Here is a 19,417-nt window from a genome sequence, read left to right on the forward strand (position 1 = left end):
GGTTTATGCTCTGGCATGTTTCCAGTAGTGACACCATCACCTTACCCAAAAATTATCTTTACCTGTTGATGCTGCCAGCCGGCATTTTATTATCGGCTGTCATAGCAGGTGTGGTTGAGCCTGTGACATGGTTGTTTAGAGTTTTATACATCCTTGCTGGTGTTATTTTTCTATTTGGTTTGTTTCAGTTCAAAAGCTTGTCTGTTGAGCGGGGGTTGTTTTTTATCGTTCTATCGGGTTTGCTCATTTCTCTGTATGGAATAGTTCAAATACACCCCTTGCAAGCTAGTGACGAAAACTTGATAACAAGCACCAAAACTCTATTGCCTACGACGATTTTCCAACAGGTGAATGTGACAGCTAGCTATCTAGCTACAACAGTATTAATTGCTATTTATCTACTGTTTACATCACTAGAAAATACAAAAAAAACAATCCAAGCACTTCTCTATGTATCTATGACATTGAGTACCTATGTCTTAGTATCATCGGGCTCTAGAATTGGGTTACTTTCTTTAGCATTGGGGGTGATTTTCCTCACTATAGGATTGGCAAAAACACTAAGGAAAAATAAAACAAAACTCCTTGGCGTGATTGTCTTGTTGTCAGTGGGCTCAGTAACATCATATGTATTGTTTTCTGGTCCGTCTGGCTTGAATAAAACTGTTGATAAGACATATGGCTTAGTTAAGGCAAACAACTCAGAAGCTAGGGTGGTTATCTATGGTGCTGCTCTGGATTCCATTCAATCATCACCTGTTTTTGGGCATGGTATCGGGAGTTATAAAAGTGAGTGGTTAAATCATTCAGCTGAGTTGTATCCAAAGTATCCAAATGTTGAGCATATGCCATACACGCTTGGCCACCCACACAATGAAATTTTGATGTGGGCGATTGAGGGTGGTGTGATAGCCGTTATTGGTATTCTGATAGCGTTAGTTTCAACACTATCGTCTGTAGCAAGGTTTTATGGGTTAACAAGTTTCGCCTATTTTTCATTGTTGTTACCTATATCTATGCATAACATGCTTGAACTGCCATTTTATATTTCATCATTACACTGGTTCGTGTGGTTATTTCTTATTTTTGTTGCACTAAAAGCCATATCTACTGATAAAAGTAATCAACTTAGTCAGATGGCAAAGCTTTCTATTCGGGGTATTACATTTGTATTTGGCCTTACTTCATTAATATTTTTATTACAAACAGCCTCGGCACAAAAAGATATCACTGATTATGTCTATGGTCGCTCAACTGATAAGCCACTTCAGCAGGCATTGATAAATCCTTATTTTCAAGCTGATGCCAGAGCGATGGCGAACCGTAGCGTGCTTTACCACGCGATTAAAAATGGCGATAAACAGAAAATTAGCCAAATGATTGAACAGTTGCAGCAACAACTGGATACGACTCCAAACTTAAAGTTATTTGAAGATGTGATCAACGGTTATGAGGCTCTAGCCGAAAAAAACAAAGCTGTACTGTCGCTGAAAAAGCATTAAAAGTGTATCCATGGAATGGCGGTTTGAATAAATATTTAGCAACATGCTCAGATAGGTGACACAGATTGTCACTTATTGACATTATGTACCATGCGTGAAATATCTGGTGTTGCTTCTATATTGGTAAGCGTTTGAAAGTATTGGGTATTTATACATGGCACAATAACTGTATTAGTCTTGATGAAGCTAAGTGCTTAAATCAGAAATATGGAGATAAAAAATGAAAAAAGTCCAACAAGGTTTTACTTTAATCGAGCTGATGATTGTAGTAGCAATCATTGGTATATTAGCCGCGATTGCATTGCCCGCTTATCAAGACTATACACAAAGAGCACAGTATTCTGAAGTAGTCTCAGTAGCGAATGGATATAAAACAGCCGTTGCTGTATGTGTACAAACACGCGGTGGAACTGCTGGTTGTAACGACGGAAGTAATGGTGTTCCTGTCAGTCGAACTACTGACTTTGTTGCATCTGTTGATGTAACTAACGGTGCTATTACAGTAACACCACAAGGTTTTACAAACACTACACCTAACAACCCTACATATATACTGACTCCTGATGCTAATGGTGTGGAATGGACAATTGGTGGAACTTGTCAAACAAGTGATCCAATCCTTTGCCCATAAACTGTATCAACTATCTGAAAAAAAGCCCTGCAATGCCGGGCTTTTTTTCGTCTGTACTAAATGAAGTTATTTCACTTTCATTCCCGGTTGAGCACCATCATCAGGATTCAAGATAAACAAATCTTTCCCCCTGGTCCAGCAGCCAAGACCATCCCTTCTGATAAACCAAAACGCATTTTACGTGGTGCTAGATTGGCGACCATCACGGTTAATTTACCGATAAGGTCTTCTGGAGAATAGGCTGATTTAATGCCTGCAAACACCTGACGCTCACCTAAGCCAATATCCAAGGTCAGTTTAAGTAGTTTATCTGCCCCTTCTACATGTTCAGCATTGACGATTCTGGCAATGCGTAAATCAATCTTAGCGAAGTCATCAAACTGGATTTCATCGGCTATGGGGTCAATATTCGTATTGCCTGCTGTTTGTTTCTCTGCTGGTTTTGTTTCTGTCATATTTTCTTTCGATTCATCAATGATGGCATCGATTTTTTCTTTTTCGATACGTGTCATCAGTGGTGTAAATTTATTAATGGCATGACCTAAAAGTGGTGAAGCGATATCAGCCCAATTCAATGCTTCGATATTGAGGAAGGCTTCAGCTTGTTCAGCTGTTTTTGGCAATACTGGTTTTAAATAAGCGATCAATACACGGAATAAATTAACACCCATGCTGTAAATAGCCTGGACTTCTTGTTCTTTGCCTTCTTCTTTTGCCAAAGCCCAAGGTTTCATTTCGTCGATGTATTGGTTAGCCCGATCAGCTAAAGCCATAATTTCACGCATGGCCTGGCCAAACTCACGCTTTTCATAGCGTTCAGCTACCGCCTCGGCTTGATTAACAAAGTTATCAAACAAGGCCGAATCAGCTAATGTGTCACTTAACTGACCATCACATTTTTTGCTCAGGTAACCGGCACAGCGGCTGGCAATATTAACGACTTTACCGACCAAGTCAGCATTAATTCGGGTTTGGAAGTCCTCCAGGCTTAAGTCAATATCATCGATACCACTGCCAAGTTTGGCTGCAAAATAATAACGTAAATATTCTGGATCCAGATGATTCAAATAGGTACGTGCTTTAATGAAGGTACCCCGAGATTTCGACATTTTTTTGCCATCGACAGTCAGGAACCCATGCGCATAGATATTATCCGGCTGACGGAAACCCGCGCCTTCTAACATGGCAGGCCAGAATAGGGCGTGGAAATAGATAATATCTTTACCAATGAAGTGCACCATCTCAGTGTTGTTGCCGGGCTTCATAAACTCATCAAAATCCACACCTGTACGATCACAGAAGTTTTTGAAACTGGCTAAATAACCAATCGGTGCATCCATCCATACGTAAAAGAATTTATTATCCGTATCTGGAATTTCAAAACCGAAGTAGGGGGCATCACGTGAAATGTCCCAGTCTTGCAAACCACTATCAAACCATTCGCTGAGTTTATGTGTGACTTCAGGCTGTAGATGGTCGCTATTAGTCCATTCTTTTAATGTTTTTTCAAAGTTACCGAGCTTGAAAAAATAATGCTCTGATTCTTTGGTAATGGGCGTAGCACCAGAAACCGCTGATACAGGGTTTTTGAGTTCAGTGGGTTCATAAGTAGCACCGCATACTTCGCAGTTATCGCCATATTGATCCGCTGCGCCACATTTCGGGCATTCACCGCGAATGAAACGATCCGGCAGAAACATTTCTTTTTCAGGATCGTAGGCCTGGCTGATAGTTCTGGCTTCTATATGACCGGCATCACGGTTAGCAAGGTAGATCTGGCTGGCTAATGCCCGGTTTTCATCACTGTGAGTACTATGAAAGTTATCAAAACCGATATTGAACTCAGCAAAGTCGGCTTGGTGCTCTTTGCTCACATCGCTGATGAGTTGTTCAGGTGTGATGCCTTCATTTTGAGCACGCAGCATAATCGGTGTGCCATGCGCATCATCTGCGCAGACGTAATAACATTGATTGCCACGCATTTTCTGGAAACGAACCCAGACGTCAGTTTGGATGTATTCCACCATGTGGCCCAGATGAATTGAACCATTGGCGTAGGGAAGAGCGCTGGTGACCAGAATTTTTCTTTGCATGAGTGAACCGAAATTAACTGTGATAAAAGCCATAAAAGATACCAGAATTAGGGTGTTTACACCATGTAAACATCGGCTTTCTCTCGCTGTTTCATCGTAATATTGAAATGCTTCAGTGTTTGCATTAGATTGGAGTTAACACTGCTTGTGTTACGTCTGCCATTTCGGGGTAATTAATGGATCTTCATCTACATAATATTCATGCTGATTCGGTTGAGCTGGCACTGGAAAAAGCACGCCAATATCGTTCGCTAGCCGAGCCTGAGATTGCCGAAAGTATTTGTCTGGATATTTTGCATATCGAGCCTGATAACCAAAAAGCCATCGTGCTCTACATACTGGCCTTAAGTGACCAGCTGCATCATGCCGGTAAAAAGACGCAAGTAAAGTCGATTGAAGAAGCCATTGAAAAGTTACAAAGTCGCTATCAACAGTTTTATTACACGGGGCTGCTTCATGAGCGCCGCGCCAGGTTTATGCTGACTCAAAGTATGGCTAGAGTGTTTGCTTATGATTATTTTATCGAAGCGCTACAGTTTTATCAGAAGGCGGAAAAAATACGTCCCGAACATAATGATGAGGCTACACTACGTTGGAATAGCTGTATCCGTACCATTGAAAAAGAAAACCTGAAACCGCGACCTGACAGCAAGGATGCCAGACTGGATATGGAAAGCTAAGCATGACGTTATTACAGATACAAAAACGCACCATGACCATTGCAGGAACCGTTTTAAGCGTTTATCTCCTGTTTCATATGTTGTCCAATCTCAGTTTCTTTTTTGGTGATAGATTTAACCAGTTTTATCAGATTTATAATTCAGCCTGGATACGTTGGCCAGTGTTAGCCATCGTACTGATTTGTTTGTGGGTTCATGTTCGGGCAGCAGTCAATATACGCCGAAAAAACAGTCATGCCAGGCAAGTTGCTTATAAAAAACACGATAAGTTTCATATACACGCTTCCTTGGTGACCTTGAGCATTATCCTATTATTCCTATTTATTATCGTTCACATTCTGCAGTCTTTGTATGTGAATCCATTTGATGTCAGAGCGTCTTTGCTCGACTGGTTCAGCTCTCCATTCATCACACTGTTTTATCTGATGGGCGTGTTTATATTAACGATGCATTTACAGCATTCATTGATTAATGTTCTTCAAACCTTAGGGATTTCATCCAAAATGCACCATATAGCTATTCATTCGGCAGTGGCTGTGTTGGCACTGGGGTTTGTTTCTATTCCTGTTTATGTGTGGTTAGTGTGATGAATGAGTTCGAATTAGATAGTCATGCACCCAAAGGGCCATTACAGGACAGATGGAAGCAACATAAATATAACTCTCGCGTTGTTAGTCCGGCCAACCGAAAAAAATATACAGTCATCGTGGTTGGAACGGGATTGGCAGGGGCTTCTGCTTCTGCCTCATTAGGCGAAATGGGTTTTAATGTAAAAACCTTTTGTTTTCAGGATAGCCCGCGTCGTGCTCATAGTATTGCTGCTCAGGGTGGTATTAATGCGGCCAAAAATTATCAGAATGATGGCGACAGTGTCTGGCGTCTGTTCTACGACACCATTAAAGGCGGCGACTTCAGAGCCAGAGAATCCAACGTTTTTCGTCTAGCCGAATTGAGCACGGCGATCATTGATCAAGCCGTGGCTCAAGGCGTACCGTTTGCACGTGAATATTCGGGTTATTTAGCCAATCGTTCCTTTGGTGGCGCTCAGGTCTCGCGAACATTCTATGCCAGAGGACAAACGGGTCAGCAGCTCTTACTCGGTGCTTATCAGGCGATGAGTAGACAGATTGCAGAAGGAACGATTACTCACCGTTCACGCTGCGAAATGCAGGAGCTCATTATGGATGGTGACAGAGCGATTGGTATCGTGACCCGTGATTTGGTGACAGGTGAATTGGAAAGTCATATTGCTGATTGTGTGGTGCTCTGTACCGGTGGCTATAGTAATGCTTTTTATTTATCCACTAATGCCAAAGGTTGTAACACATCGGCGATTTGGCGAGCCCATAAAAAAGGCGCTTTGTTCGCTAATCCTTGTTTTACTCAGATTCATCCCACCTGTATTCCACAACATGGTGAGTTACAGTCCAAACTGACATTGATGAGTGAATCGCTACGCAATGATGGTCGTGTGTGGGCACCAAAAAACAAAGCGGACTGTGATAAACGGCCAGAAGATATTCCTGAAGAGGACCGTGATTACTTTCTTGAACGAATGTATCCGTCGTTTGGTAATTTGGTACCACGGGACATTGCCTCTCGTGCAGTGAAGTTAATCTGCGATGAAGGTCGTGGCGTCGGCTTTGAAATTGAAGGGAAAAAACTGGGTGTCTATCTTGATTTTGCTCAGGCAATCAAGAAACAGGGACTAGCCGCAGTTGAAGAAAAATACGGCAATCTGTTTGAAATGTATCAGCGTATAACCGCTGAAAATCCCTATGAAACCCCGATGCGTATCTATCCCGCCGTGCACTACACAATGGGCGGATTGTGGGTGGACTATAACTTAATGACAACGGTTAATGGCTTGTTTGCCGGTGGCGAAGCGAATTTCTCAGATCACGGTGCGAACAGGTTGGGCGCAAGCGCACTGATGCAGGGGTTGGCGGATGGTTATTTTATTTTGCCGACCACGGTAGCGGATTTTTTAGCGAAACAGAAACCCATCAAGGCAGAGCAGTATTCCAGTCAGATAGATGAAGCGATGGCGTCAGCCAAAACTCGTATCAACCGTTTGATGAATGCGCCGGAACCATCAATCACGCCTGATGAATTTCATCGACAACTTGGTCAGATTCTCTGGCATGCCTGTGGCATGGCGCGAACCAAGTCTTCACTGGAACAAGCGATTAGAGCCATACAAGCTCTGCGTCAGCAATTCTGGCAAAAAGTCAAAATATCAGGCTCGGAAGAGGGGTTAAACCAAACCTTGGAGCGTGCAGGCCGTGTGGCCGACTTTTTTGAGTTGACGGAATTGATGTGTATTGATGCACTGGACAGGGAAGAATCCTGTGGCTGCCACGCGCGTGAAGAGCATCTGACAGAGGAAGGTGAGGCCAAACGAAATGATATGGACTATTCCTATGTGGCCGCCTGGCAGTACAGTGGTGATGTCAGTCACCCAACGCTTTATCGTGAATATCTGCATTTTGATTTTGTTCGACCCAGCATAAGAAATTACCAATGATTTTTAAACTGAATATCTGGCGACAATCCGGACCCGATAAAAAGGGTGATTTCAAAGCGTATGAAATTGAGGCGAGTGAAGATTCCTCGTTTCTGGAAATGATGGATGCACTAAATGATAAGCTGACACTACAAGGTGAAGATCCGGTGGCATTCGACTTTGATTGCAGGGAAGGGATTTGTGGATCCTGCAATCTTGTTATCAATGGCACACCGCATGGTAAACAACAGGCAACAACAACCTGTCAGCAATACATGCGGGATTACAAAGATGAAAAAGAACTGTGGATTGAGCCCTGGCGAGCCACTGCTTTTCCCATTATCAAAGATCTCATCGTCGATAGAAGTGCCTTTGATCGTATTATTCAAGCTGGCGGTTATATTCCCATCCGGACAGGTTCGGCCTGTGAAGCGAATACTTTACCGATAGAGAAGCACGTTGCCGATGAGGCATTTGATGCAGCTACCTGCATTGGCTGTGGTGCTTGTGTCGCAGTCTGTCCAAATGCCTCAGCTACATTATTTGTAGCAGCAAAAATTGCACATTTGTCGGTTTTGCCTCAAGGACAAATGGACAAACAACGTCCCGCAAAATTATTGCAGGCAATGGAAGAAGAAGGTTTTGGTAGTTGTAGTAACTATCGAGAATGTGAGCGTGTTTGCCCTAAAGAGATCAAGGTCAGCGCTATTACCACAATGAACCGTCTGCTTTATCAGAGTCGTTGACGCATTCTGCCCAGTGCTATCATTAATCCTCGCAAAACAAATGGCTGATATCTGATGACAGAAGATAAAAACGAACCTATCGCCAACGACCCTATCATTGTAGGTTGGCGAGAGTGGCTTAGTTTACCTCAACTTGGTTTGAATCGAATTAAAGCGAAAGTGGACACGGGGGCCAGAACTTCTGCCATCCACGCCTTCTCAGTAGAAGAATTTGAGCAAGAGCAGCAACTGTGGGTGCGATTTGGCGTTCATCCTAATCAAGGTGATACTGACACTATTAAATGGTGTGAAGCGATAGTCATTGATCAGCGCAATGTGACGGATTCTGGAGGGCATACTGAAAAACGTTATGTGATTCAGACTGAGGTATCTCTGGGCAATCAACAATGGCCTATAGAAGTCACTCTGACAAACCGCGATAATATGCTGTTTAGAATGCTGTTGGGTCGAACCGCTATGACCGCCGGCAATCTTATTGTCAATCCTGCCATGTCATTTATGACTGGCCAAAGTGTTCAGGAGCATGATGAACAGCCTGTTAAAGAATTTTTTGATGGAGAAAGCTGATGAAAATCGCCGTTCTTTCTCGTAACCCCAAGTTATATTCAACGCGTAGACTGGTTGAGGCAGCAGAGGCGCGAGGTCATGAAGTACATGTATTGGACGTACTTCGATGCTACATGAACATTACCTCGCTAAAACCTGAAGTGCATTACAAAGGGGAAATTCTGACAGGTTATGATGCTGTCATTCCACGAATTGGTGCATCCGTCACTTTTTATGGCACAGCGGTGCTTCGTCAATTTGAAATGATGAATGTTTATCCGCTTAATGAGTCAGTGGCTATCAGCCGCTCACGAGATAAATTGCGCGCGCTTCAATTATTATCCAGAAAAGGCATTGGTTTGCCAGTGACAGGCTTTGCGCATCGTCCGGATGATGTAGACGACTTAATAAAAATGGTCGGTGGCGCGCCTTTGGTGATTAAGTTGCTGGAGGGGACACAAGGTATTGGTGTGGTACTGGCCGAAACTGAAAAAGCCGCGGAAAGTGTTATTGAAGCCTTCATGGGCATGAAAGCCAATATCCTGGTGCAGGAATTTATCAAGGAAGCGGGCGGCGCCGATATTCGCTGTTTTGTGGTGGGGGATAAAGTCGTTGCATCCATGAAACGCCAGGGTAAGGAAGGCGAGTTTCGTTCTAATCTGCATCGTGGTGGTAGTGCTAACTTGATCCGTATTTCACCCTTAGAGCGAGCCACGGCTGTGCGTGCTGCGAAAACTATGGGCTTGAATGTCTGTGGTGTCGATTTACTGCGTTCAAATCACGGTCCGGTTGTGATGGAAGTGAATTCATCACCGGGACTGGAAGGTATTGAGAACGCAACCGGTAAAGATATTGCCAGCATGATCATCGATTTTATCGAGAGAAATGCCCGTTCTGGTAAAACAAAAACCCGGGGTCGAGGCTAAGCGCATGTCTGACGTTTTAGTTCTGGCTGGCGAGGAAGTCAGATTAGGGCAAAGTAAGATTATCGATGTGCCTTTGCCTGACCTTTATATGCAGACTGCGTTGAGCATGCCTGTGCACGTCATACGTGGGCGTCGCAAAGGCCCGATTCTGTTTGTATCAGCCGCCGTGCATGGTGACGAAATCAATGGCGTTGAAATTATTCGCAGGTTGGTGAAAAGTAAGAGTTTAAAAGGTCTGAAAGGCACCATCATCGCGATTCCCGTGGTCAATGTGTATGGCTTTCTCAATCAATCCCGCTACTTACCTGACAGACGCGATCTTAATCGCTGTTTTCCTGGTTCGGATGAAGGCTCGCTGGCTGCCCGGTTAGCCGACTCATTTATGAAAGAAGTTGTGAGTCAGTGTACGCATGGTATCGATCTCCATACCGCTGCCATTCATCGCGATAATTTACCTCAGATACGAGCTGACTTATCCAATCCTGACGTAGAAATGATGGCTCATGCTTTTGATGCACCTGTGGTAGTGAACTCGAGTCTGATTCAGGGGTCACTACGTTATGCGGCCGCTTCATATGATGTGCCAGTCATCGTGTATGAAGCTGGTGAAGCTTTACGATTTAATGAAATGGCAATCAGGGCTGGCGTGAAAGGCGTCTTGGCTATGATGCGTCACATTGGTATGTTGGCAACGACTCGACACAAAAAACGTCAACACGAGCCATTTGTCGCTCGAAGCAGTGTTTGGGTCAGAGCGCCGGAAAGTGGCATCTTCAGAATGCTGGTGCCCATGGGCGCCAGTGTGAACAAAGGAGATTTACTAGGCATGGTGGCTGCTCCCTATGGTAAAGGGGATTCTGAAACAGAGGTGCTGGCGAGCAGTTCAGGTATCGTCATCGGCCGTACCAATATTCCACTAGTGAATGAGGGAGAGGCCTTGTTTCATATCGCAAGGTTTAACAAACCGGACGAAGTGGCTGATAGTGTGCTGGCTTTTCATACGGATTTGGATCCAGCAACAGATACCGCAGTGCCTGATGAATTACCGATAATTTGAGCAGGTGTCACTTTGATGTCATCTCGCCAATGTAATAATTGAAATAATTCTTTGCTTTTTCATTGCAAACTAGTGAAAATCGCGCCCTTTAACTAACCAAGACGGGAATAATCGTCAATGCAGAAAACGCCTTTTCCTACTATCGATAACGAGCTGGATTTAAGTACTGAATGGAGTGCTGAACATAGTGCTCGTTTATATGGAGTCAGGGACTGGGGAAGTGACTATTTTGATGTGTCTGAAGATGGCAATGCGGTTGTCAGCGTGCAGTTTGGTGAGAAAACCATACAAGTGCCCATCATCGATATCGTCAATGGCATGCGTGAACGTGGGCTGGATATGCCGGCCGTTTTACGCATTGAAAATCTGCTCGATCAGCGTATTACTCAGCTTAATGAAGCCTTTTCACGTGCAATAGAAGAAGCAGATTATAAAAATCATTACCGTGGTGTTTTTCCAATCAAGGTTAATCAGCAATGTCACGTTATTGAAGAGATTGCAGATTACGGTAGCCGTTATCATCATGGTCTGGAGGCCGGCAGTAAGGCTGAATTAATTATCGCTCTCTCACAGCTACGTGATCACGACAGTCTGATTGTTTGTAATGGTTACAAAGACGAAGAGTTCATCGAGCTTGGTTTGTATGCCCGTCAAATGGGGATCAAGTGTTTCTTTGTTTTGGAAACGGCGATGGAGCTGGATATTATCCTTGAGCGTAGTCGTGCTCTGGGGATTGACCCTCTGATTGGGGTTCGCATTCGTTTGGCTTCTATGGTGGAAGGTCACTGGAATGAAGACAGTGGTGATCGATCTATCTTTGGTTTATCCACCAGTGCTTTATTAGGTGTGGTTGATAAACTCAAGCAAGCGAATATGCTGCATTGCTTGCAGTTATTGCACAGCCATCTCGGTTCTCAAATCCCTAACATTCGTAATATCCGTACCGGTGTTATGGAAGCATGTCGGTTTTACGCGGGCCTAATCGAAGAAGGTGCCCCAATGGGCTACATCGATATGGGCGGTGGTCTGGCTGTTGACTATGAAGGGGCCAGAAGTAACAGCACACACAGCATGAACTATGGTTTGGATGAATATTGCTACAACATCGTTGAAGCTTTACAGGAAAGCCTGGATCCACTCGATATTCCGCATCCGGTCATTATTTCTGAGTCTGGTCGTGCGTTGGTGGCGTACTCATCTATGCTGCTGTTTAATGTATTGGAAGTGCGAGAGCATAAAGCGGAACCGCTCCCAGCTGAAGCGCCTGAAGACAGTCACGATCACATTATTAACTTATTCAGTGTGCTTGACTATGTGAGTCCAGAAAACTTACAAGAGTGCTATAACGACTCTTTGTATTACCGTGATGAAATGCGTGAGTTATTTCATCATGGTCAAGCGACCATTCGTGAACGTGCTTTGGCTGAAAATCTGGCATTGGCCATTCTGGAAAAGATTTCGAATTTGCTGCCACAGGCAAGACGTGTGTCTCAGGAGCTGGAAGCGTTACCAGAACTTTTGTCTGATATTTATTATGGTAACTTCAGTTTGTTCCAGTCCTTGCCGGATATCTGGGCCATAGATCAGTTATTCCCGATTATGCCCATTCACCGCTTAAATGAAGCACCCGTCAGAGATGCTGTGTTGGCAGACATGACCTGTGATTGTGACGGTAAGATTGATAACTTTATTTCACCAACCGGCGTGAAGAAAACCTTGCCATTGCATGAGCTTAAAGATGGTGAAGAATATTACTTAAGTGTTTTCCTTGTTGGCGCTTATCAGGAAACGCTAGGGGATTTACACAATCTGTTTGGCGATACTAATGTCGTCAGTGTGCATATCAACGAAGAAGGCGGCTTTGATTTCCGCCGCGAGTTCCACGGCGACAGTATTGCCGATGTACTGAGTTATGTTGAGTACGACCCTAAACACATGTTAGAACAATTCCGTCGTATCGCTGAAGAAGCTGTGCGAGACGGACGTATTTCGGTGCCTATGCGCCAAAAAATGTTGCATGCTTTTAAAGAAAGTATGCATGGCTATACTTTTTTGAACGTTAATTGAGACGAGTTAAAGGAATTCAGCAATGTCTAAAGTCCTGATTATTGGTGCCGGCGGTGTCGGTGGCGTAGTCACACATAAATGTGCACAGTTACCAGAAGTATTTTCTGAAATTGTATTGGCAAGCCGAACAGAAGAAAAATGCAAAGCGATCGCAGCCCAGTTAGACCGACCTATCAAAACAGCGAAGGTTGATGCGGATAATGTCGCTGAATTGACCACGTTATTGGAACAAGAGAAACCCGATTTAGTGATTAATGTGGCCTTGCCATATCAGGATTTAACCATTATGGATGCCTGTCTGGCAGCCGGGGTGGATTATCTGGATACGGCTAACTATGAACCACTGGATACAGCCAAGTTTGAATACAAATGGCAATGGGCTTATCAGGATAAATTTAAAGAAGCGGGCTTAACAGCATTGCTAGGTAGTGGTTTTGATCCAGGTGCGACCAATGTGTTCACGGCCTATATTGCCAAGCATTACTTTGATGAAATCCACGAGTTAGACATTATCGATGTCAATGGTGGCGATCACGGTTATCCATTTGCTACCAACTTTAATCCGGAAATTAATATCCGCGAAGTGACTGCTGAGTGTCGTCACTGGGAAAATGGCGAGTTTGTTGAAACGCCTGCGATGTCAAAAAAGCGACATTTACCTGCCCAGAAGAAGTCGGTACCTACAATATTTACCGTATGTATCATGAAGAACTGGAATCATTAACTAAAAATTTCCCGACTCTGAAACGCGCTCAGTTCTGGATGAGCTTTGGTGACAGCTACCTGAAGCATCTGGAAGTATTGGGTAATGTCGGTATGACCGGTATTGAGCCGATTGACTATAACGGCCAGAAAATAGTACCGATTCAGTTTTTAAAAGCTTTACTCCCTGACCCTTCAACTTTAGGCCCAAGAACCAAAGGTAAAACCTGTATTGGTTGCGTGGTGAAAGGCATTAAAGACGGCAAAGAAAAAATTGTTTACCTGTATAACATCAAAGATCATCAGGATTGTTATCAGGAAGTGCAATCTCAAGCTATTTCTTACACCACAGGTGTGCCAGCCATGATTGGTGCCAAAATGATGTTAGAAGGTAAATGGAAACAGTCGGGCGTTTGGAATATTGAACAGTTTGATCCTGATCCATTTATGGAAGACATGAATAAATATGGCTTGCCGTGGAATGTGATTGAACTTGATAACTTTAATCTGGACGACTAATTTCGATGCAGTTTACTGATTTTGGCAAACTGGATTTATCTCGTTTGCCATCACCGTGTTTTGTGGTTGATGAAGTTGCCGTAGAACGTAATCTACGCATTCTGCATGGTGTGGCGGTCGCGAGTGGTGCAAAAGTACTTGGTGCCCTAAAAGCCTTTTCTATGTGGTCACTGGGTGACTTAACACAAAAATATCTCAATGGCACTTGCGCCAGTGGCTTGCATGAAGCTCGTTTGGGATATGAAGAGTACGGTGGCGAAGTACATGTGTTTGCTGCTGCTTTTAGTCAAGCGGATATTGATGAGCTGCTCACATTCGCTAATCACATCGTGTTTAACTCTTGCAGCCAGTGGTTACGGTTTCGGGAGCAATGTCTTGCTGCGCAGACACAACGACCTGATCTGGAGTTTGGGCTGAGGATTAATCCAGAACACTCTGAAGGGGCTGTGCCAATTTATGACCCTTGTTCACCGGGATCACGCTTGGGCATCACGCTGTCTCAGCTTGATGAAAGCGCATTAGCAGGCATTAGCGGGCTACATTTTCATACCTTATGTGAACAAGGCTTTGAGCCACTTGAGCGAACAGTGGCAGCAGTTGAATCAAAGTTTGGTCATATCTTGCCACAAATGAAATGGGTCAACTTTGGCGGTGGTCATCATATTACCGCTGATGGCTATGATATTAATGGGTTGGTCGAATTAATCCAGGCATTCCAATCTCGTCACGATGTGCAGGTCTATCTTGAGCCAGGTGAAGCCATGGCGATCGGTACTGGTATTTTGAGCTGTGAAGTGCTGGATATCACCTGGAATAAACTGAACCAGGCGATTCTTGATACGTCCGCCACTTGTCATATGCCGGATACGCTGGAAATGCCATATCGTCCCGATATTCATGGTGCGGGTGAAGCGGATGAGTTTGAATATACCTATCGTCTAGGCGGTTTAACTTGTCTGGCTGGGGATGTGATTGATGATTACAGCTTCAAACAACCATTGGAAGTCGGACAACGGCTGATTTTTGAAGATATGGCACATTACACCATGGTCAAAACCACAACGTTTAATGGCACAAAATTACCAGCCATTGCGTTGTGGAACTCAGAAACCGATGCCTTACGCATTGTGAAAGAGTTCGGCTACGACGATTTTAAACACAGATTATCTTGAGTTGATTCAAATGGAAGAGTATCCAATTTTTCTCGGTTCAGAAATTGAACAGCCAGAACCACACAACGCCATGTTTCATGTATTACCCGTGCCCTATGAAAAGAGCGTGTCATATGGCGGAGGTACTGCCCTGGGCCCCAACGCTATCTTGCAAGCTTCCTGGCAACTGGAAGAATGGGATGGCAAAAGCAAACCCTGCGATGAAGGTATTTATACCTGTGAACCAGTGGATTGCAGTGTCGCCCCTCAGCAAGTTATTGATAATATTGCTAAAGCGACAGCCGATATCATCAAATCTGGGGCTATGCCCGTCGTTCTCGGTGGTGAGCATACGGTGACGTATGGTGTTATCAAAGGATTGCGAGACGCAGGTATCGATGATTTTGGCATTGTACAGATTGATGCGCATGCCGATTTACGTCAGGCCTATGAAGGCGATTTTCTCAGTCATGCCTCTGTGATGAAGCGGGCTGTGGATATGGGTATTCCTCTTTACCAACTCGGTATACGTGCTTATTGTGAAGAAGAAATGGCATTTCGTGACGAATTCGGTGTGTTATATCAGGATGCGGATGAGTTAGTACCCAACCGCATTCAGTCAATCGAGTTGCCAGAGGATTTTCCACAAAAAGTGTTTTTCACACTGGATATTGATGGCATGGATCCTTCTGTTTTTCCTTCAACAGGAACGCCAGTGCCAGGTGGACTGGACTGGTATCAGACACTCAATTTATTCGAGTCGGTAGCCAAACAGCGTGAAATTATCGGTTTTGACATCATGGAATTTGCGCCCATTGAAGGGTTCCATGCTTATGATTTTTCAGCGTCTTTACTCACGTATAAATTAATGGGCATCGTACAACGAAACCGTTATTAATCAACGGAGCTAGAGCGCGATTCAAAAAACAAATAAATCAAATGGCCTGTTTGTAGGCTAAGGATATGAGGTAATGAAGAAATTAAGTCTTTTCCTCATTCCATGAAACAGATAAAATTCGGCCTTTTTCTACTCTTTGGGATTTTTCATCATGAATCAAGCTACAGTAAAACTGTTGGAAGACTACTACAATGCATTTAACCGCGGTGATATGGATGCATTTCTTAATATGCTGACAGACGACGTGATTCATGATGTAAACCAAAGTGGTCGTGAAATTGGTAAAGAAGCATTCAAGAAGTTTATGGATCGTATGAATGCGCACTACAAAGAAAACATCGTTGATATTTCTATCACCACCAATGATGCTGGCGATCGTGCAGCGGTTGAGTTCACAGTATTAGGTGAATATATGTCAACTGATGAAGGTCTGCCAGAAGCCGCTGGTCAAACATACCGTTTACCCGCAGGCGCATTTTTCGTGGTGCGTGACGGTAAAGTCGCTCGTATTACTAATTACTACAACTTAGAAGACTGGATCGCCCAAGTCGCAGGCTAAGAGGTGTGCGATGTTAAGACTGGAAAGACTGTCTGGCGATAAGCTCAATCAATACATTCCGGAGCTTGCTGAGCTCCGGATTCGTGTTTTTCGTGACTTTCCTTATCTTTATGATGGGGATCTGACATACGAAGAAAAGTATCTTCAAACTTATATTGAAGCGCCTGATAGCGTGATTGTGCTGGCTTTTGATGGTGACCATGTAGTGGGTGCCTCTACCGGTATTCCGCTGAAATATGAAACCGACGAAGTCAAAGCGCCTTTTATCGCCGCTGGCTATGATATTGACAAGATCTTTTACTGCGGTGAATCCGTTTTATTGTCTCAATACCGTGGGCAAGGTGCAGGTGTGGCATTTTTCGATGAGCGTGAAGCCCATGCTCATGAGATAGGTGGCTTCGATTACAGCTGTTTTTGTGGGGTTCAACGCCCTGAGGATCATCCATTGAGACCCGCTGACTATCAGCCTCTTGATAATTTTTGGCGTAAACGCGGCTATGAAAAACATCCAGAATTGAATACCACATTCAGTTGGAAAGAAGTGGATGAAGCGCTTGAGTCACCAAAGCCAATGACATTCTGGATGAAAAAAATCTAATCTTTTTGTGCGAAGAGAGTGCTGACTTGCGTGACTCTTTTTGTGCAATGCCCGTGGAAAAATAAATGAGCAAAGTGAAAGCAGCGGTAGCCCAATATGATATTGGCTTTTTCGCACAGTGGTTTGAGTTTGAAGATAAGTTGACCCAATGGGTAAGTCAGGCAGCTAAAAATGGTGCCAAACTACTGGTCTTCCCTGAATATGGCAGTATGGAACTCGCTTCACTTTTTGGGAGTCGGTTTATAAAGACTTGGGCAAGCAGTTGCATTCCATGCAAGATATATATGCCGACTACGAGGCTTTATACGCCCAGCTGGCGAAGCAATTTGATGTCATGATTCTGGCGAGCTCTTTCCCAGTAATACAGTCGGATGGTAGCTTTAGAAATCGAGCTAATCTATACGGTGTTGAGGGACTGATTGATTATCAGGATAAACTCATCATGACTCGCTTCGAGAACGAACAGTGGCTGATTCATGCTGGTCAGGATATTAAGGTGATTGATACCGATATTGGTCGTCTTGCTATTAATATTTGTTATGACAGCGAGTTTCCATTGATTGCCCATCAACAAGTGCAGGCGGGTGCTGATGTGGTCTTAGTACCAAGTTGTACTGATACACAAGCCGGCTTTTATCGTGTCCGAATTGGTTGTCAGGCTAGGGCGTTGGAAAACCAGTGTTATGTCCTACAATCGCCGACATTTGGTGAAGCCTTATGGTCAGAAGCCGTTGATGTGAACACAGGTCGTGCCAGTATTTACACCCCGGTTGACTACGGTTTTCCTGATAATGGTATTTTGGCTGAAGGTTCAGCTGATACAGCACAATGGGTGTATGCAGATTTGGATGTGAATGAGATAGCTCGTGTACGCCAACAGGGACAAGTATTTAATTATCGCGATTGGCCCTTGCAAAATACGTTGCGAGGCCCCAAATTAGATTGATAACGAACGCCGTCTTACAGATGGCGTTTTTTTTAGTTATCAGTTTAGTCAGACCATACGAATTTAGCGTCTGATACAAAAAACAGAAAAAGTGCGAGTCTGTGTCGATTACGCACTGAATAGACCGGAGTGAGCCATGTTAGATAACGCACAGATTAAGCAGATTATTAATGACTTTCAGGACCCATCAACCGAGATAAAACTGGGGAGACCAATCCAGGGATTATGGTCGCAGAGGAGTCTGGAAAACAAATCGTCTCTGTGGTTCTGCGTTATCCGGTCAAAGGTTACATCGATGAACTTAATCAATCATTAACAGCAGCTCTACAGCAAGCCGGGGCTGACAATGTCAATGTTGTTGTCTCAAGTGAAATCATTAAGCACAAGGTTCAGCAGGGTGTGCAGGCACTGGATAATATCAAAAACATCATTGCTGTTGGATCAGGCAAAGGTGGTGTGGGTAAATCCACAACCTCAGCCAATCTGGCGCTGGCGCTCGCTGCAGAAGGCGCATCCGTGGGGGTGCTGGATGCTGATATTTACGGACCTAGCCAACCTCGCATGCTCGGTGCCAATCGTCGGCCAGAATCGCCTGATGGCAAGAGTATGAACCCAGTAGACAGTTATGGCATTCAAACTATGTCGATTGGATTCCTTATTGATGAAGAGGAGCCGATGATTTGGCGTGGACCGATGGTGACACAAGCCTTACAACAGTTGCTCGGTGAAACTAACTGGAAAGATCTGGATTACCTGATTATTGACCTGCCACCGGGCACAGGTGATATTCAATTAACCTTGTCACAAAAAGTGCCAGTGAGTGGTGCTGTCATTGTCACCACGCCACAAGACATATCACTGCTTGATGCGCGTAAAGCCTACAAGATGTTTGAAAAGGTCAAAGTACCTGTTCTAGGCATTGTCGAAAATATGAGTACACATATTTGTAGCAAATGCGGTCATGAAGAGCATATTTTTGGTGAAGGTGGCGGCAAGCGCATGGCCGAGCAGTACAATCTTAATTTGCTGGGTAGTTTACCTCTGGATATAAAAATTCGTGAGGATGCTGACTCTGGTAAACCAAGTGTTGTCACTGATCCTGACGCTGATATTTCAATGGCTTATCGCCACATTGCTCGCCGAGTTGGCGCCAGATTAGCCATGCAAAGTAAGGATTATTCTGCCGCGTTTCCGAACATTGTGATTAAAAATGACTAATGTTTAGTCAACACATAATCAAGCTTATTCAAGATGTGTTTTAATAGGCTTGTGATTGAACAATTATAAAAA

General features: G+C 44.0%; 19 protein-coding genes and 1 pseudogene. 19 read left to right on the top strand and 1 reads right to left on the bottom strand.

The annotated features are described in order from the left end of the window. Window positions 1–68: 68 nt before the first annotated feature. Window positions 69–1,502: a PglL family O-oligosaccharyltransferase gene (locus tag QUE24_RS13830; protein ID WP_286304381.1), complete on the top strand. Its 1,434-nt coding sequence runs from the start codon at window positions 69–71 to the stop codon at window positions 1,500–1,502. Between the two features lie 220 nt (window positions 1,503–1,722). Then, a complete protein-coding gene (locus tag QUE24_RS13835) occupies window positions 1,723–2,133 on the top strand; it encodes a pilin (RefSeq protein WP_286304382.1) in 411 nt (136 codons plus the stop codon). A 66-nt stretch (window positions 2,134–2,199) separates the two neighbouring features. Here QUE24_RS13835 and metG read toward each other — a convergent pair. Continuing rightward, window positions 2,200–4,226: pseudogene (gene metG, locus QUE24_RS13840) on the bottom strand (methionine--tRNA ligase). Window positions 4,227–4,402: 176 nt separating this feature from the next. On the opposite strand from metG, the gene QUE24_RS13845 reads away from it, so the two are divergent. From QUE24_RS13845 to apbC, 17 genes are all read left to right on the top strand, one after another. After that, window positions 4,403–4,906, top strand: coding sequence for a hypothetical protein (locus tag QUE24_RS13845; RefSeq protein ID WP_286304383.1), 504 nt, complete (start codon window positions 4,403–4,405; stop codon window positions 4,904–4,906). Window positions 4,907–4,908: 2 nt separating this feature from the next. After that, window positions 4,909–5,493: a succinate dehydrogenase/fumarate reductase transmembrane subunit gene (locus tag QUE24_RS13850; protein WP_286304384.1), complete on the top strand. Its 585-nt coding sequence runs from the start codon at window positions 4,909–4,911 to the stop codon at window positions 5,491–5,493. Beyond that, window positions 5,493–7,433, top strand: coding sequence for a fumarate reductase/succinate dehydrogenase flavoprotein subunit (locus tag QUE24_RS13855; RefSeq protein WP_286304385.1), 1,941 nt, complete (start codon window positions 5,493–5,495; stop codon window positions 7,431–7,433). The genes QUE24_RS13850 and QUE24_RS13855 overlap by 1 nt, the downstream gene beginning before the upstream one ends. Next, window positions 7,430–8,158 (top strand): succinate dehydrogenase/fumarate reductase iron-sulfur subunit, encoded by a 729-nt coding sequence (locus QUE24_RS13860; RefSeq protein ID WP_286304386.1) that lies wholly within the window; start codon window positions 7,430–7,432, stop codon window positions 8,156–8,158. Before QUE24_RS13855 ends, QUE24_RS13860 begins: the two co-directional genes overlap by 4 nt. Window positions 8,159–8,212: 54 nt before the next feature. Beyond that, entirely contained in the window at window positions 8,213–8,725 is a 513-nt protein-coding gene (locus QUE24_RS13865) for an ATP-dependent zinc protease family protein (RefSeq protein ID WP_286304387.1), read from the top strand. Next, window positions 8,725–9,630, top strand: a complete 906-nt coding sequence (rimK, locus tag QUE24_RS13870) for a 30S ribosomal protein S6--L-glutamate ligase (RefSeq protein ID WP_286304388.1) — start codon at window positions 8,725–8,727, stop codon at window positions 9,628–9,630. Before QUE24_RS13865 ends, rimK begins: the two co-directional genes overlap by 1 nt. 4 nt (window positions 9,631–9,634) lie before the next feature. Next, window positions 9,635–10,687: a succinylglutamate desuccinylase/aspartoacylase family protein gene (locus tag QUE24_RS13875; RefSeq protein ID WP_286304389.1), complete on the top strand. Its 1,053-nt coding sequence runs from the start codon at window positions 9,635–9,637 to the stop codon at window positions 10,685–10,687. A 117-nt stretch (window positions 10,688–10,804) separates the two neighbouring features. Beyond that, a complete protein-coding gene (gene speA / locus QUE24_RS13880; protein ID WP_286304390.1) occupies window positions 10,805–12,754 on the top strand; it encodes a biosynthetic arginine decarboxylase in 1,950 nt (649 codons plus the stop codon). A 22-nt stretch (window positions 12,755–12,776) separates the two neighbouring features. Further along, window positions 12,777–13,478: a saccharopine dehydrogenase family protein gene (locus QUE24_RS15960; RefSeq protein ID WP_286304391.1), complete on the top strand. Its 702-nt coding sequence runs from the start codon at window positions 12,777–12,779 to the stop codon at window positions 13,476–13,478. Then, window positions 13,451–13,975, top strand: coding sequence for a saccharopine dehydrogenase family protein (locus tag QUE24_RS15965; RefSeq protein WP_286304392.1), 525 nt, complete (start codon window positions 13,451–13,453; stop codon window positions 13,973–13,975). Before QUE24_RS15960 ends, QUE24_RS15965 begins: the two co-directional genes overlap by 28 nt. Before the next feature lie 5 nt (window positions 13,976–13,980). Continuing rightward, on the top strand, window positions 13,981–15,147 hold the full coding sequence (gene nspC / locus QUE24_RS13895) for a carboxynorspermidine decarboxylase (protein WP_286304393.1): 1,167 nt from the start codon (window positions 13,981–13,983) through the stop codon (window positions 15,145–15,147). A 10-nt stretch (window positions 15,148–15,157) separates the two neighbouring features. Continuing rightward, window positions 15,158–16,024 (top strand): agmatinase, encoded by an 867-nt coding sequence (gene speB / locus QUE24_RS13900; protein WP_286304394.1) that lies wholly within the window; start codon window positions 15,158–15,160, stop codon window positions 16,022–16,024. A 151-nt stretch (window positions 16,025–16,175) separates the two neighbouring features. Further along, complete coding sequence (locus QUE24_RS13905) at window positions 16,176–16,583, top strand: ketosteroid isomerase-related protein (protein ID WP_286304395.1); 408 nt, start codon at window positions 16,176–16,178, stop codon at window positions 16,581–16,583. A 10-nt stretch (window positions 16,584–16,593) separates the two neighbouring features. Further along, window positions 16,594–17,181 carry a GNAT family N-acetyltransferase gene (locus QUE24_RS13910; RefSeq protein ID WP_286304396.1) on the top strand — a complete coding sequence of 196 codons (588 nt, stop codon included), beginning with the start codon at window positions 16,594–16,596 and terminating at the stop codon, window positions 17,179–17,181. Between the two features lie 65 nt (window positions 17,182–17,246). Then, window positions 17,247–17,519, top strand: coding sequence for a hypothetical protein (locus QUE24_RS13915; RefSeq protein ID WP_286304397.1), 273 nt, complete (start codon window positions 17,247–17,249; stop codon window positions 17,517–17,519). Continuing rightward, complete coding sequence (locus QUE24_RS13920) at window positions 17,453–18,127, top strand: carbon-nitrogen hydrolase family protein (RefSeq protein ID WP_286304398.1); 675 nt, start codon at window positions 17,453–17,455, stop codon at window positions 18,125–18,127. The genes QUE24_RS13915 and QUE24_RS13920 overlap by 67 nt, the downstream gene beginning before the upstream one ends. Window positions 18,128–18,352: 225 nt before the next feature. Then, on the top strand, window positions 18,353–19,345 hold the full coding sequence (gene apbC / locus QUE24_RS13925) for an iron-sulfur cluster carrier protein ApbC (protein WP_286304399.1): 993 nt from the start codon (window positions 18,353–18,355) through the stop codon (window positions 19,343–19,345). The last annotated feature ends 72 nt before the right edge of the window (window positions 19,346–19,417 follow it).

The sequence above is a fragment of the Methylophaga marina genome, from assembly GCF_030296755.1.
Classification (GTDB): Bacteria; Pseudomonadota; Gammaproteobacteria; order Nitrosococcales; family Methylophagaceae; genus Methylophaga; species Methylophaga marina.

Bases quoted from the DNA above. Each gene is read 5' to 3' on its own strand.
- speB (WP_286304394.1), top strand. From the start codon at position 15,158: ATGGAAGAGTATCCAATTTTTCTCGGTTCAGAAATTGAACAGCCAGAA.
- QUE24_RS15960 (WP_286304391.1), top strand. From the start codon at position 12,777: ATGTCTAAAGTCCTGATTATTGGTGCCGGCGGTGTCGGTGGCGTAGTC.
- QUE24_RS13855 (WP_286304385.1), top strand. From the start codon at position 5,493: ATGAATGAGTTCGAATTAGATAGTCATGCACCCAAAGGGCCATTACAG.
- QUE24_RS13845 (WP_286304383.1), top strand. From the start codon at position 4,403: ATGGATCTTCATCTACATAATATTCATGCTGATTCGGTTGAGCTGGCA.
- QUE24_RS13835 (WP_286304382.1), top strand. From the start codon at position 1,723: ATGAAAAAAGTCCAACAAGGTTTTACTTTAATCGAGCTGATGATTGTA.
- apbC (WP_286304399.1), top strand. From the start codon at position 18,353: ATGGTCGCAGAGGAGTCTGGAAAACAAATCGTCTCTGTGGTTCTGCGT.
- QUE24_RS13910 (WP_286304396.1), top strand. From the start codon at position 16,594: ATGTTAAGACTGGAAAGACTGTCTGGCGATAAGCTCAATCAATACATT.
- QUE24_RS13920 (WP_286304398.1), top strand. From the start codon at position 17,453: ATGCAAGATATATATGCCGACTACGAGGCTTTATACGCCCAGCTGGCG.
- QUE24_RS13905 (WP_286304395.1), top strand. From the start codon at position 16,176: ATGAATCAAGCTACAGTAAAACTGTTGGAAGACTACTACAATGCATTT.
- QUE24_RS13860 (WP_286304386.1), top strand. From the start codon at position 7,430: ATGATTTTTAAACTGAATATCTGGCGACAATCCGGACCCGATAAAAAG.
- QUE24_RS15965 (WP_286304392.1), top strand. From the start codon at position 13,451: ATGTATCATGAAGAACTGGAATCATTAACTAAAAATTTCCCGACTCTG.
- QUE24_RS13915 (WP_286304397.1), top strand. From the start codon at position 17,247: ATGAGCAAAGTGAAAGCAGCGGTAGCCCAATATGATATTGGCTTTTTC.
- rimK (WP_286304388.1), top strand. From the start codon at position 8,725: ATGAAAATCGCCGTTCTTTCTCGTAACCCCAAGTTATATTCAACGCGT.
- QUE24_RS13850 (WP_286304384.1), top strand. From the start codon at position 4,909: ATGACGTTATTACAGATACAAAAACGCACCATGACCATTGCAGGAACC.
- speA (WP_286304390.1), top strand. From the start codon at position 10,805: ATGCAGAAAACGCCTTTTCCTACTATCGATAACGAGCTGGATTTAAGT.
- nspC (WP_286304393.1), top strand. From the start codon at position 13,981: ATGCAGTTTACTGATTTTGGCAAACTGGATTTATCTCGTTTGCCATCA.
- QUE24_RS13875 (WP_286304389.1), top strand. From the start codon at position 9,635: ATGTCTGACGTTTTAGTTCTGGCTGGCGAGGAAGTCAGATTAGGGCAA.
- QUE24_RS13865 (WP_286304387.1), top strand. From the start codon at position 8,213: ATGACAGAAGATAAAAACGAACCTATCGCCAACGACCCTATCATTGTA.
- QUE24_RS13830 (WP_286304381.1), top strand. From the start codon at position 69: ATGCTGCCAGCCGGCATTTTATTATCGGCTGTCATAGCAGGTGTGGTT.